The sequence below is a fragment of the Paenibacillus sp. H1-7 genome, assembly GCF_022354825.1.
Taxonomy (GTDB): Bacteria; Bacillota; Bacilli; order Paenibacillales; family NBRC-103111; genus Paenibacillus_S.
The window spans coordinates 4,290,834-4,303,609 of the sequence record NZ_CP031168.1 but is presented as its reverse complement, the minus strand read 5'-3'; the positions used below and the strand labels follow the sequence as shown (position 1 = coordinate 4,303,609).

Annotated in this window: 12 protein-coding genes and 1 pseudogene; 5 read left to right on the top strand and 8 right to left on the bottom strand. The window is 49.1% G+C overall.

Features of this window, described 5'->3' with window-relative positions:
• Nucleotides 1-284 precede the first annotated feature (284 nt).
• From DVH26_RS19075 to DVH26_RS19065, 3 genes are all read left to right on the top strand, one after another.
• The gene (locus DVH26_RS19075; protein ID WP_239624150.1) at nucleotides 285-509 is read left to right on the top strand and encodes a hypothetical protein; all 225 of its coding nucleotides are present in this window, start codon (nucleotides 285-287) and stop codon (nucleotides 507-509) included.
• Nucleotides 510-633: 124 nt separating this feature from the next.
• Nucleotides 634-873: a glycine zipper domain-containing protein gene (locus tag DVH26_RS19070; RefSeq protein ID WP_239624148.1), complete on the top strand. Its 240-nt coding sequence runs from the start codon at nucleotides 634-636 to the stop codon at nucleotides 871-873.
• 147 nt (nucleotides 874-1,020) lie between these two features.
• Nucleotides 1,021-1,236, top strand: a complete 216-nt coding sequence (locus tag DVH26_RS19065) for a hypothetical protein (protein ID WP_239624145.1) — start codon at nucleotides 1,021-1,023, stop codon at nucleotides 1,234-1,236.
• Nucleotides 1,237-1,345: 109 nt separating this feature from the next.
• On the opposite strand, the gene sdaAA is transcribed toward DVH26_RS19065, so the two are convergent.
• The 6 genes and pseudogenes from sdaAA to DVH26_RS19035 all read right to left on the bottom strand — a co-directional run bounded on the left by sdaAA (nucleotide 1,346) and on the right by DVH26_RS19035 (nucleotide 6,450).
• On the bottom strand, nucleotides 1,346-2,257 hold the full coding sequence (gene sdaAA, locus DVH26_RS19060; RefSeq protein WP_239624142.1) for an L-serine ammonia-lyase, iron-sulfur-dependent, subunit alpha: 912 nt from the start codon (nucleotides 2,255-2,257) through the stop codon (nucleotides 1,346-1,348).
• A 25-nt stretch (nucleotides 2,258-2,282) separates the two neighbouring features.
• The gene (gene sdaAB, locus DVH26_RS19055; RefSeq protein WP_239624139.1) at nucleotides 2,283-2,978 is read right to left on the bottom strand and encodes an L-serine ammonia-lyase, iron-sulfur-dependent subunit beta; all 696 of its coding nucleotides are present in this window, start codon (nucleotides 2,976-2,978) and stop codon (nucleotides 2,283-2,285) included.
• Nucleotides 2,979-3,607: 629 nt separating this feature from the next.
• On the bottom strand, nucleotides 3,608-4,525 hold the full coding sequence (locus tag DVH26_RS19050; RefSeq protein ID WP_239624136.1) for an aldo/keto reductase: 918 nt from the start codon (nucleotides 4,523-4,525) through the stop codon (nucleotides 3,608-3,610).
• A 168-nt stretch (nucleotides 4,526-4,693) separates the two neighbouring features.
• Nucleotides 4,694-4,876, bottom strand: a pseudogene (locus tag DVH26_RS19045) (short-chain dehydrogenase); the annotation flags it as partial.
• Between the two features lie 75 nt (nucleotides 4,877-4,951).
• Nucleotides 4,952-5,524: a GNAT family N-acetyltransferase gene (locus DVH26_RS19040; RefSeq protein ID WP_239624133.1), complete on the bottom strand. Its 573-nt coding sequence runs from the start codon at nucleotides 5,522-5,524 to the stop codon at nucleotides 4,952-4,954.
• Between the two features lie 50 nt (nucleotides 5,525-5,574).
• Nucleotides 5,575-6,450, bottom strand: a complete 876-nt coding sequence (locus tag DVH26_RS19035) for a LysR family transcriptional regulator (protein WP_239624131.1) — start codon at nucleotides 6,448-6,450, stop codon at nucleotides 5,575-5,577.
• Nucleotides 6,451-6,563: 113 nt separating this feature from the next.
• On the opposite strand from DVH26_RS19035, the gene DVH26_RS19030 reads away from it, so the two are divergent.
• Nucleotides 6,564-6,743: a hypothetical protein gene (locus DVH26_RS19030; RefSeq protein WP_239624130.1), complete on the top strand. Its 180-nt coding sequence runs from the start codon at nucleotides 6,564-6,566 to the stop codon at nucleotides 6,741-6,743.
• Nucleotides 6,744-6,780: 37 nt separating this feature from the next.
• Here DVH26_RS19030 and DVH26_RS19025 read toward each other — a convergent pair whose 3' ends face one another.
• Nucleotides 6,781-10,413, bottom strand: a complete 3,633-nt coding sequence (locus DVH26_RS19025) for a glycoside hydrolase family 44 protein (RefSeq protein WP_239624127.1) — start codon at nucleotides 10,411-10,413, stop codon at nucleotides 6,781-6,783.
• Between the two features lie 285 nt (nucleotides 10,414-10,698).
• Between DVH26_RS19025 and DVH26_RS19020 the strand changes: the two genes are divergently transcribed.
• Nucleotides 10,699-11,127 carry a cupin domain-containing protein gene (locus tag DVH26_RS19020; RefSeq protein ID WP_239624124.1) on the top strand — a complete coding sequence of 143 codons (429 nt, stop codon included), beginning with the start codon at nucleotides 10,699-10,701 and terminating at the stop codon, nucleotides 11,125-11,127.
• A gap of 62 nt (nucleotides 11,128-11,189) precedes the next feature.
• On the opposite strand, the gene DVH26_RS19015 is transcribed toward DVH26_RS19020, so the two are convergent.
• Nucleotides 11,190-12,488 (bottom strand): ABC transporter substrate-binding protein, encoded by a 1,299-nt coding sequence (locus DVH26_RS19015; protein ID WP_239624122.1) that lies wholly within the window; start codon nucleotides 12,486-12,488, stop codon nucleotides 11,190-11,192.
• Nucleotides 12,489-12,776 lie beyond the last annotated feature (288 nt).

The following is a 12,776-nucleotide window of genomic DNA, read 5'->3' as shown; positions in this document are numbered from 1 at the left end:
AAAAATGTTGTTATATTACGAAAATTCACATTTTTTTTACAAGTATAACATTTAATTTTGAAGTAAAAAATCTGTTTTGTGTATTGTTTAGAAAACAAAGTAATTAATGATTACGCTATCCTCTTAATCAATTTCATAATGAAACTGAAAACATTCTGAACGCTCTACCCTGTTAGCAGGCAAAATCGACTCTATAAGAACATTTGTTCTCTAGAATAAAAGACAAACCTGCTGAAAATGATAAACAGGTCTTCAGACAACATTCATTTCGAGGAGGAACAACTATGACTCAGCAACAAGTCGACGTAAATTCATTAAAGAAAGCCGAAGCAATCGCTTCTCTGGCTAAGGATTGTATTACACAAGCCATTGAGCAATCGTCCGCTAACCAAATCCTATGTGAAGAAGCATTAAAGCAGGCGTCCAATGAAATTGCCCAAGCCCAAACGTTAATCAGTCAGGTACAATCATCTTTCCAGGCAGCACAAGCCACATCGTCCAAAGGATAAGGACTGCCTATTTATTTTACGCTGACTTCATAATTTTTATAAAGAATGGTTCTGTTTCATTAGGACAAAATAAGCATTGAGACTGAGTGATCATGGTCTATAACTAAGAGAAGGAGTGATTTCGATGGCTAAACACAATGATCGCAATCAACACGAAGCAGAGGATCTCGATTCAGCGAATATGGCTGATGTCGATGCAGGTGAAGCAGTAGGTACTGTAGGCGGTGGAGCCGTGGGCGCTATTGTAGGTTCCGCATTTGGACCTGTCGGCACTGTTATTGGCGGAATCGCCGGTGCAGCGCTTGGCAATAAAGCGGGCGACAGTGTTGACAATAACGCGGATGCCTCGGATCGGAACGAGTAACAGAGCAGTGGAAAAATGCAGGGTATCGTTGAATTATGGTGCCCTGCTCTTTTTTCTTACATAGCGTTCATTCCAAAAAAATGAATCATAATACATACACATTATGATCATATTAACGATGTTGTATACTCGAAGGAGGTTTATGAAATGGCTGATCAACCATCCAACGGACAAGAACAGAGCGCACGGACTAAAGCCCAAAATGCTATGAACCATGCACTTCATGCCCTTAACGAAGCAAGACATAGCAACGTGAATCAAGACAGAGAAGTTCAAGCAGCGAAAGAACAGCTTTATAAAGCTCGTCTCGAGCATATGCAGGCGAACCATTCGGATAGCCAAGATCAAGGTACTCTATCTTAGCTCATGTCTTCAACTAGCAAAAAGGTCATCCCGCCAGCAGATTGATTTCTGCCACGAGATGACCTTTTCCCTTCCCTATACATGCAGCCTTGTTAACGTCTTACTAAGTCTATTCGGAATCGGGTTCGGGATCTGACGGGTCGTCACTGTCTGGAAACAGCTCCTTCATTATCCGTTTGCCTGTTGGCGTAGCTGCGAGTCCTCCCCGCGCCGTTTCCCTGTATTTCTCCGACATGTCGCTTCCTACCTCCAGCATAGCGTCGATCACCTCATCGGACGGAATGACGCTGCGAACTCCGGCCAGCGCCATATCCGACGCCGTAATCGCCGACACGGCCCCGAAGCCATTACGCACAATGCAGGGAACCTCAACCAAGCCGCCGACGGGATCGCAGACAAGGCCGAGCGAATTTTTGAGCGCCAGTCCGACTGCGTGAACCGACTGCTCCGGCGTACCTCCGCGAAGCTCGGTTAATGCGCCCGCAGCCATAGCGACCGCGGAGCCGATCTCCGCTTGGCAGCCCCCTTCGGCGCCGGAGACGAACGACCGGTTGGCGATAATATACCCAAGTCCCGCAGCGGTAAACAGCCCGTGCGTCATCCATTCGTCCGTCCAGCCAAAATGCTCCTGAGCGCTGACGAAGACGCCGGGGATGACCCCGCATGAGCCTGCCGTCGGCGTCGCGACGATGCGCCCCATACTCGCATTCACTTCCGAAACCGCGAGCGCGCTCGCCAGCGCCCGGCCGGCAACCGGTCCAAGCAGACCGAGTCCTGTATCGTGTAAGTTCCGTACCCGCTTAGCGTCGTTCCCCGTCAAGCCGCTGTGCGAAAGTGTATCCTGCGTTAACCCGCGGGACACCGCCTCTTTCATAATCCGATAATAGGCGAGCATCTTCTTCAACTCGCTCTCAGCCGATCGTCCCGATTCCTGAGATTGCTCCTCGATCATCAGACGGTGTATCGGCTTGCCTTCCTCACGACATAACTGCGTAAGCTTCTGAAGCGTATCGAATCTCATAAGCCACCCCAGACGATAAAATAGTTTAATTATCGGAATTCCCGGAATCGGTGCGGTCCGATAAATCGAACGTAACCGCGCGGGTAACGCCTTTCACCCGGCGTACCGCTTCCACCAGCTCGATCGGGAAAATGGCGTCCGCTTCGATCACTGTTAGAGCATCCCCGCTTCGCCGGTTTCGATCCACATCCATGAACCCGATGTTGATTCCATATCGGCTGAACCACCGGGTCAAGGCAGCTAGCAAGCCGACCTTATCGGAATGCCAGATTACCATGGTCGGATACGCGGCGCTAAACCGAACGTCGAACCCTTCGACGTTCACTATCTCAACGTTACCCCCTCCGATGGACGTGCCGGTGATTTGCATGACACGGTCTTTGGCCGACATGCGAATTTCCGCTGTATTCGGATGAGGAGCCATGCCTCTTCCCTTGCGGAATTCTATATGCAGTCCATGCTGCTCTGCCAAGGAAAGCGACTGCGGGATGCGTGAATCGTCCGTTGCCCATCCGAGCAGTCCTGCAGCGATGGCTGCGTCCGTACCGTGCCCGCGTCCCGTATCTGCAAACGATTGATATAGCGCTACATCGGCTTGTTCCGGCTGCTCCCCGAAAAGATGTCTCGCAATCAAGCCTATGCGCAGAGCACCGGCTGTATGCGAGCTGGAGGGACCGATCATATCCGGTCCGATAATAGAGAATAGGTCCTTGAAGCGCATCGCCAGCGCCTCCTTTGTACAATCTTATGGGCAGCAAGGCATGTATCTTTTCCAATTGTTCCGCCAATAGGATAGTCGATTGTGGACAGCCCCTTCCACATATTGATCATGCTCTCATTACTATCATATCGCCATCGGACAATTAAGGACAAATCTTTAATTTGTCTTTAATTCAACAGGCTCTACGACCTTCTTGCAGGATCAGAACGTACAGTAGACCGAGCTACAAAAAAAGCATCTGCGATAAAACGCGGACGCCTTGTAAGATACATATCGTTTCTATATATCAACTATATAAAGAATGACAAGCCTTTTAACAGCAGTCTTTGATGGTAGACCTTCCCCTCTTCCGGAGACAGGTTCAGCCCATTTTTCCCCGATAAACTCCAATTCAAGTATAGCTTCAATGAAGTCATTCTTCTTATATTATAGAGGATATGCAGCTCCTCAAAAAACGGAACCTCCCGTACAGTGATCCCAGCTGCTGCTGTATACTCGTGTAAATATAGCTGAATCAGCTGCGGAGATTATGGAAATTAATTAGTATTTCAAAAATGAAAAAAGCAGTCTCTGATCCATAAAGACCAGAGGCTGCTTGAATTCATAAGAAACTATTAGCACAACCCAACTTAAGGGAGGATGTTGCCTGCCGCCCGGTAAATTTCATACCATTCCTGACGTGTTAAATGGACATCGCTTGCTTTACAGCAATCGATCAACCGCTCGAGGCTCATAGTCCCAGTCACCGGTTGCATGCGTGCTGGATGGCGCAGCAGCCACGCCATCGCAATAGTCGTATTGCTCACTTCATATTTGGCCGCGATCTCGTCGATCTTCTTGTTCAGTTCAGGGAACTCGTCGCTTCCGAGGAACACGCCTTTGAAGAATCCGTATTGGAACGGCGACCACGGTTGAATGGTGATATCGTTTAGTCGGCAATAATCAAGCACGCTGCCGTCACGGCTCACAGCGGAATCGTTCTCCATGTTCACATTGACACCGTTCGTAATCATGGTAGCGTTGGTGATGCTTAATTGCAGCTGGTTGGCTACAATCGGCTGCTTCACAAACTTCTTCAGCAGTTGAATCTGCATCGGATTCTGATTGGAAACGCCGAAGTGGCGTACTTTCCCCGAGCTTTCCAGCAGGTCGAAAGCTTCAGCAACCTCTTCCGGCTCGACCAGCGCATCCGGACGGTGCAGGAGCAAAATATCCAAATAATCGGTTTTCAAACGCTTCAGAATGCCGTCCACCGATTCCAGAATATGCTCCTTGGAGAAGTCGAACATGCCCTTCCGAATACCGCACTTGGATTGCAAGATGATGTTCTCGCGGATATCGTCATTCATATGGATCGCATCGGCAAATATTTCTTCACAAGTGCCGCCGCCGTAAATGTCCGCATGATCGAAGAAATTCGCCCCTTGCTCCAACGCAGTCTGGACAAAACGCTCGGCTTCACTTCCGCTCAGCGATTTGATTCTCATGCAGCCTACCGCAATAACCGGAACTTCTAAGGAACTGGTTCCCAGCTTAATCGTTCTCATTGCATCATCCATCCTCTCGATTGATTACTTTGCGCCCATATGTAAGCTAGCAAAATATGCTATCATTTATCATTCTCTCATATCTTTACAACCGTTTTCAAATAGATTCGTATGCGGCAGGAAATAAAATAATCAACCGGACTCCTGGAATCCGGTCGATCCTTCATCCTAAATGTATCCTTTTTCCTTTGCGTGGCGTCCCCAGTGCGGCCGGCGTCCGTCAGCGTCGCTGAATCCGTATTCGTCGGACAAGTCCCAAGAGCTTAACAGCTGGCCGGTTTTATCCATGACATTCGGGTCCGCCGCTAATGAAGCTACCGCCTGTCCGACGAAGAACGGCGTCTCCGACTGGAGAAGTCCGGATCCTGCTCCCCTGCATTTCCATTCGGATCAACTCCCATACTTAATGTAACCACGAAGCGCAGGTTAATCAGCCTTTTTATAAACCGCCTTGATAAAGCCGCCAAAAACGTCGTGACTGTAGGTGAATCCGCGGCTCAGGTAAAAATCGAAAGCGGTATCGTTTCCATTGGACACATAAATAAAGATCAAATGAACGTCGTTAAAGCTTTCCAGCCATTCGACCGACATCTCGAACAATTTGGAGCCGAGTCCTTTATCGCGGTAGCCGTCTCGCAAGTACAGGTTGCTTAAGCAGCCGATCTTTTGCGGCAGACGAACCCACTCGGGATAAAAGCCTTTATCACGCTCAGGATCTTGTACCGGCGCCCATTCCGGTATGGAATTTTTACTTGCATCCACATAATCAATGGTGGAAAATGCATAGCCGACCGGAATCCCTGCGTCTTTTACGACAATAACCTGGCTGTCTAGAGAGCTTTCATAGCTTCGTTTCATTCTCGTATCGAAATTCATGATATCAAACGTTTCAGGAGCTATGGTAGCTGCAGATTGTTGAAAAGCCATCAGCTCGTTGCACAGCTCTCTGCACTGCTCGATATTGCCATCGTTCACCATTTCAATGGTAATGCTGCTCAACTGTCACCTACTCCTCCACACCATGGTTGTCAGAAATCGTCATCCTGCCCTCATCGTTCCGGACAAACGGATTGAATAAAAGCTCTCATTGCTTTTGAAATATATTTCTTTTCATGATACACCAACTGAACCTTGAGCACGAGCGATGGATAATGAAGCGGCAGTATCGCCAGCTGTCCATTTTCGAACTCGGGAGCGATAATCGTTTTGGGGACAAGGGATATCCCTAATCCATGCATCACATATCGTTTGATCGTTTCGAAATTCATATTATCGTACGTTTTGCTGTACTGAACATGGTTCACTCGCAGCATCGTTTCAAAGTATGACCGGCTAGTGCAATTGTCGGAGGTCATAATCATTTCTTCCCCATTCAGATCTTCCGGATACACGGCAGCTTTGGCGAGCAGCGGATGGTCCGGCTTCGCAATCCACACATAATCTTCCTCTCGGATCGTCCGGCATACATAATCCGGCAGGTCGGTTTGATCGGTGATCATAAATCCCAAGTCGCATTCGCCAGCTTTCAGCGCCTGCAGCAACCCCATTCCGGCCACTTCCTTGATTTGAATTTGGACGGCCGGGTTCTTTTGCTTATAGGCGCCTAAATAGTTGGGAAGCAAATACGACGCTAATGTGGATTTGATCCCAATGGTGAAGCTGCCGTTAGTCGCTCCGGATATAGTAATCTTCGATTCTTCGAACAGGCTGACGATCTGCGAAGCGTAACGGAGCAGCTCCAGGCCATCGGACGTAGGCTGCATTTTTTTGTTCATTCGTTCGAAAATCGTAATGCTGTACTCCTGTTCAAGCTTTTGGATTTGTGAGGTTACGCTGGATTGCGCATACCCCAGCATGTCGGCGGCTTTCGTATAATTTTGCCACTTGGCGACCTCGAGCAGCGTTTTATAAAATGCGATATCCATTACGTCTTCCTCCCAACATCAAAAAAACCGATAGTAACTATCAATAATTATAGATAACACCGAAGTAAATTACCATGTTACGATACGGCTAAAGATTTGGGAGGGACCGCCGGATGATCAACCCGTATGAATTGGAAAAGCAGTATGAGCAGCATACGAAAGAATTGGAGCACATCATGAGAACCGCTTATTTAGTGGAGAAACCAAGCAGGCCAAGACATTTTATATTACGGTGGTTGAAATCGCTGTTTGCTTCCAAAACAAAAGAAGACTCCTCCGCGATACATCGCTAAGATGAAGTCCTCTTCCGTTCCTTGCTTGAGCTGCTTATTACTTGGTATCAGCAGAAAGTACAATGTGCGCTACAGTCAATTTCGGAATTGATAACATAAACTTATTGTTCTGAATATTGGCTGCGCCTTCTCTTTCGGTAATTTGCGGACTGTTCTCATCAAACGCCCACACTTTAGCCGATTGGTACTGCGTCGTCCCGCCGATGGAAAATGAAGCGTTCATTGCATGTTCGAAGTTTTTGTTGATCGCGATGATGTGCAGATTATTGTCGCTGTCATGGAAAACGGAGCTGTAGATAGAGCTGTTCTCAATATCATTGGTATCCGCTTTGACCTTGGTGTCGCCGTACTTCGAATTATTTCCGTCATAATTGTTAAAGATCTTGAAGCCGGAGGAAACATACGGAATTTGGGACAGTCTAGCTGTCCCCATCATGTTCCAGTAGCTCGCCATATATAGGCCTTGCTTGCCGAATATTCCAAGGGTATCGGCCTGTGCAATGCCGCCGGAAACGTGGTGATTGCCGCCAAAATCGTATTCGGTGAACGCGATCTTCGTTCCCGGGTTGTACTTGTTCACCGATTGTTTCATAGCCGGGATCAGAGGGAGAAACTCGCTGTACCATTCGCCGATCCACGTGTTTTCGCGATAGCTCGGATCCCACATCGATCTCGGAGCTTGCACGCGCACCTTGTGTGTCTCCTCAGTATGGCTTTCGAGCGACGTGCTGTTAATTCGAATATCGTCGCCTACTTCTTCGGAGTACCAGTGAATATCCAGCACATCCAGCAGCCGGACACCTTCTTTCCTCGATTCTCTGGCCAAGTTGTCCAAGTAGTAGTCCAAATACCATCGATAGTTTCCTTTGATTTGTTCCCACTCCGGCTTATTGTCGACCATATAGGCATCGCTGAAGTTATAGGAAACCGGACCGAACATTTCGGCTGTCGGATCGACATGCTTGACTCCTCTCGCCAGCTCGATCGATTTGTTGAGTACTTCGACACCTTTAGGTATGTCCGGATGCATATAAGCATGCGTTTTTTTCCATAATCCCGGCTCGTTATCGATCTCATAGCCTTTAATTCCTGTAGCCGAAGAGGCCGGTCCGAACTTGTTAACCAGCAGGTTGACAAACTCGTCGTTATACGCCACATTGTCGGTCAAATCCGGCGTCAAGCTGAACGGTGCGCCTTTGGCTGCCTTCACATCCACCCATCGGCTGGAAGGCGCCGTTTCCGCCGGCGTAACCGGCGTGGAAGATTTATCTTTGGCCGCATAGCCGGCGGTTGGCAGCGTCCACAGGGTGTAGGCGCCCTTGGCCAGCGATTTCTGATGGAAGCCTATAGCCGCGATCCCCGGAATGTCCCACTTGGCGCTTTCCGATACCGGAATGCCTCCGTAATACCATGGGACGAACGAGTCGTTGACAAATCCATCGTCATCGCCGGAGTTCGACGCATTATTTTCCCAATTGTAGGCGGAGAAACGGTTGCCGCCCGCTCGCCGGGCCGTAATATTCTCCGTGCCCGTCAAATCTTCGTTGGACCCGTAAATGTATGGGCTGATCGGCGCTCTTTCCTCAGTCGGGTCGATTCGAAAATCGACATCGAACGTGCCTGCAACAGTCCGGAGCGTATTGATTTTGATCGTATCGCTCCATGGGCCTAATGTTGAGCCGTCTACCGCTCTGATCCGGAACGTATGCAGCGATGCCGGTGTAAGCCCGCTTTGGGTATACGACAAGGTCGTCCCTGTGGGGACTACGGCGCCGTCAACCTCTATTTCATATCCGGTCACCAGCTCCTGCAGCGCTTTCCAAGTGACCTTGATCGAGCTTTCCGACTTTTCCGCACGAATGCCGAGAGGTGCAGGCAGCTGCTGCTCGCCTGTCGTCTTGGCTGCAAATAGCGAGCTCCAGAGGCTAGTTGCATTTCCTTTGATCGTTCGAAGCTTGAACGTATGCAATGTCCCTGGCTTCAAGTAGTCATATACAAACGTATTAGCGGTGACGGTGGTCGTAACCCCATCAGCATAGACCTCGTAGCCTGTCGCCCCCGGTACATCATCCCACTTTAACGTAATGGATGTATCTGTCGAAGAGGAATTCACTTGGGCTGGAAATGGCGGGATATCGAGGGGAGCGGGTTCCGTTCCCCATACCAACACTCCATCCTTGTAAAGGGTCGTTCTTGTAGACTCGGCGGCAGTGGACGAGTTCAAGAACGAGTAATCGTTCGTCTGGTCGAAGGACGACCAATCGCTTTTATTCATCCAGCCGCTGAACAAGAGATCGTCTCCCGGCTGAATGACGCCCGCATTATCCTTAAAGCCGATTTCCAAGTAATGCGTCGCGTTTGAAGCGGGTACCGGCATCTTCACGAAATCGGTAATAACGTTCGCCGTAGGGAAGGAGCTCCACTTCACCATACTGTAAAATCCGATGGCAAACGATTTTTCTTCTTCATTAATAAAGTCTGCGGTGAAATAATATCTGATTTTCAAATTCTTCAGGTCGATGGCTGTTGTTCCCGTATTCGTCACTTTAAACTCGGGTGTGATCGAAGGCGAACTCTGGTTTTGCCCGGTCGTTGTGATCACCTTGATTGATCCTTGGCTTGCAGCCGGAGGCACTTTAGCCGCCACTTCCGAACTCCAGGCCCCAGTCACGGTGCCATTCTTCGCCCGCACTCTGTACTTGTGTTCCGTATCGGGCGCAAGCCCGCTATGGACATACGAGGTGCCCGCCAAATGACTAACCGTCGTTGTTCCATCAACCTCCACATCATAGCCCGTCGCTTGTCCTGCCGAGTCCCAAGTCACTGTAATGGAATCAGCGGCAGCTATCGCTTTCACGTTCGTCGGTACGGTTGGCACCGGCTGCGTATCGGAGTGGACGGTAAACAGTGCAGCAGAATCGTTCACCGTATAGGTCTTTGTACGATCGGGGCTGTATACGCCAATTCCCACTTTATATTGACCTGCAGGCGCATTCGCAGGGGCTGTCCACTTCACAGGGAAATGCTTCGCCTGATTGGCTGTAAACGAATCGACGAACGGCCATGTCAGAACCTTAGTGCCGTCAGGCTGAATGACGCTTACTTCCACCAGCGCTTCAGCATACACGTTCGCCGTGACGGAAGTGTCGATGCTCACCTCTCCGCCTGAACGCACACTGTCGGGCGCAACCGCTGCGCCGGTCGTGAAGCTAACCGATGGAGTACCTTTCTTCACGGTAATCTTAGTAACTCCGGGGTACCACTTGTTGATATGGCCTCCCCAGCCCGCTCCGAAAATACCGAAGCTTACGATATATTCTCCTTCCGGCAATTGCTCTGGAACACGCCATTGGAATGGAACGGTTTTCTCCACTCCCGCTGTGAGCTTGATGTTGTCTTGGAACAGCTGACCGACATTCTGTAGGGAGGAATTGAAAAATTCAACATCCATTAATACGTCTGCACTTTCCGAAGTCTTGACGCTCACAAACACATCGGCCTTGGAGCCGGCTTCAACAGAGGCTGGAGCCGCTTTTGCAGATACAGAGAAATCGATTGCCGCCTGGGCGGACGGTACCGGGATAAAGAAGGTAAACGTGTGAAACAGCAGCAGGAAAGCCATGCCTAAAGCTAATCTAACCTTTCTGCAGGTAACTATCGATGCATTCATATTGCGTTCTCCTTTTTCGTGCATTCGCCAAATTGCAAGTTTAGTAAGTTTTCTTTCGATCATTGCAGCTGATGGGCGGTCATCCCTCCCTTCCGTTTCAAATACCAGGATCGTCTTGTCGTTTCCCCCTCTCCAGTCAGCGCACCAACCAGTATGACAGCTTCTGCCAAAAATCTATAGTGTCCCAAAGTATACTTTCACGGTCCAAAAGGATACCGGTCGGCATTATTTAAGCATGCGGAAGCCGATTCGCTAATATTTTGTTCATAGGGAGGTGCAGAGAAAATGGATTCAGAACGTACGTGCAGGCTTGTTCGAGCCAATCGAACTTATCATGGAAAGCAAGGCTTGGATTACGGGGAAGCGATATCGAAGGAAAGCGTCGGCTCTCAAGCCATATGCATGCTTCTGGTGACAATACCGCCGGGGCAAAGAGCGCAAGCCCATCTCCATGAAAACCATGAAACGGCCATTTACATGCTGCGGGGAACGTCCGCCATGTGGTATGGCGATAAGCTGGAGCTGCATATGGAGCTCGAGGAAGGGGATTTTCTGTATATTCCCGCTGGAATGCCTCATCTCCCTTACAATCCAAGCGAATCCGAAACTTGTACCGCTCTTATCGCCCGTACGGACCCGAATGAGCAGGAGAGCGTCCTTCTGCTCCCCGAGCTTGATGCCTTGTGGCGGCAGCAAAGACTATCGGAGGAATAATTGCATGAACATCAAAAAAGATTCAGTCCGCTAAGGGCTGAATCTTTCTTCATGGCTAAACGTTATTTTTGCTTGATTTGCGGCATGATCTTGACGATTTCCTCTTCCGCTTCCCGAAGCGCAGTGTTCACGTCTTTTTTGCCTGCTACGGTGTCCGCCACTTTGGCATTGAAGATTTTGCGAACATCCGCGTGGGCGGAGTACATGGAGCTTGGTTTGTAAGGCGCGATTTGGCCTTTGTAGATCGCCTGCACGTTTTTGCCCTTCAGGAACTCCATCTCGGCGCCGAAGGAATCTTTAACGGCTTTGCTTGCCAATACAGGATAATATCCGTATTTCTTGGCCATCACCGTCTGAACTTCATCCGAGGTCAGCACGGAGACGACTTTCATGGCATCGTCCTGATTTTTGCTGACTTTGTTCACGCCTATGTACATCGTATCGCCCAAGCCTTTAAGCCCTTCGTAGCCTTTATAGCTCGGCAGCTGCACCATATCCCAGTTCAAGCCGTTCTTGGTTGCTTCCTGCAGCGAAGGCATTACGTTGGAAATGACCATCGCGGTATTTTTGTCCTTCACGAATGCGTTGACCACATCGGCAAAAGCCGTGCCCTTCGGCTCATTCCCCGGTATCGACATCAGACTGGCATATAGGGTCAGCAGCTGCTTCCATTGGTCATTATTAATAGTAGGCGCATCGGTATTGGCATCCAACAGATCAATCGGCACTCCGCCTTTCATAGCGAAAATACTCTGAGGATGCAGCCCTTTATACTGGAAGCCTGCATCGGATTTGGTCACCTGCTTGGCCAGGCTGACGATATCCTCCCACAGCATGCCGTCCTTCGGATAAGAAACAGCAAATTTATCGAAAATATCTTTATTGTAATACAAAGCGGTTGGACTGCTGTATAAAGGGAAGGCAACGGTCTTGCCATCCACTTTGTTTCTTTCCAGAAAAGCGGGATCGAACTTGCTGATATCGATATTCTCTTTCTTAATCAGCGGGCCCATATCCTGTGTCAATCCAAGCGTAGAATATGACCGGACATCGTTGGAAATGGTGAATACGTCCGGGAATTCTCCGGAGGCTACCAGCTCTTCCGGATTGCTGCCTTTGCCTCTGACCACTTGCTCCAAAGTAATATGAGGATACTTCTTCTTCACAGGCTCGACGAATAACTGCTGCCATTGGTCATCGGACACGGCTACCCATTGATAAATTTTAATGGTTACAGGCTTCGCCTCGGCTTGCGTCCCGCCTGGATTCGCGCTTTCCTGCACCTGCTTCCCGCCCGAACAGGCAGCAAGCATACTTAATGCCGTTAATGAAGTCAGAACAACCGATAGTCTCTTTTTCAAACCAAACATCCCCCTTATCGTTCGTATAAAGCGCGGTTTATCCATTCCATGTGTAAACACAACCGCTTCATAGCAACGCTTATCAACTGCAAGCGCTTTATGTTGGTGTTTTGATTATAGCAAAGCGGACTTACGGATTCTTTATTCAGATTGCGTTCAATTATCAATATATTGCTATGTTTGCGGCTTGCTTTGGATCGAATGAGATAAGGAATGAAAATCCGGTATCCTTTGTTTGAATTCGAGATACCGGCTTAGGGGGATGATTCAGAGGTATATAAACTATTA

Bases quoted from the DNA above. Each gene is read 5' to 3' on its own strand.
- DVH26_RS19075 (WP_239624150.1), top strand. From the start codon at position 285: ATGACTCAGCAACAAGTCGACGTAAATTCATTAAAGAAAGCCGAAGCA.
- DVH26_RS19070 (WP_239624148.1), top strand. From the start codon at position 634: ATGGCTAAACACAATGATCGCAATCAACACGAAGCAGAGGATCTCGAT.
- DVH26_RS19065 (WP_239624145.1), top strand. From the start codon at position 1,021: ATGGCTGATCAACCATCCAACGGACAAGAACAGAGCGCACGGACTAAA.
- sdaAA (WP_239624142.1), bottom strand. From the start codon at position 2,257: ATGAGATTCGATACGCTTCAGAAGCTTACGCAGTTATGTCGTGAGGAA.
- sdaAB (WP_239624139.1), bottom strand. From the start codon at position 2,978: ATGCGCTTCAAGGACCTATTCTCTATTATCGGACCGGATATGATCGGT.
- DVH26_RS19050 (WP_239624136.1), bottom strand. From the start codon at position 4,525: ATGAGAACGATTAAGCTGGGAACCAGTTCCTTAGAAGTTCCGGTTATT.
- DVH26_RS19035 (WP_239624131.1), bottom strand. From the start codon at position 6,450: ATGGATATCGCATTTTATAAAACGCTGCTCGAGGTCGCCAAGTGGCAA.
- DVH26_RS19030 (WP_239624130.1), top strand. From the start codon at position 6,564: ATGATCAACCCGTATGAATTGGAAAAGCAGTATGAGCAGCATACGAAA.
- DVH26_RS19025 (WP_239624127.1), bottom strand. From the start codon at position 10,413: ATGAATGCATCGATAGTTACCTGCAGAAAGGTTAGATTAGCTTTAGGC.
- DVH26_RS19020 (WP_239624124.1), top strand. From the start codon at position 10,699: ATGGATTCAGAACGTACGTGCAGGCTTGTTCGAGCCAATCGAACTTAT.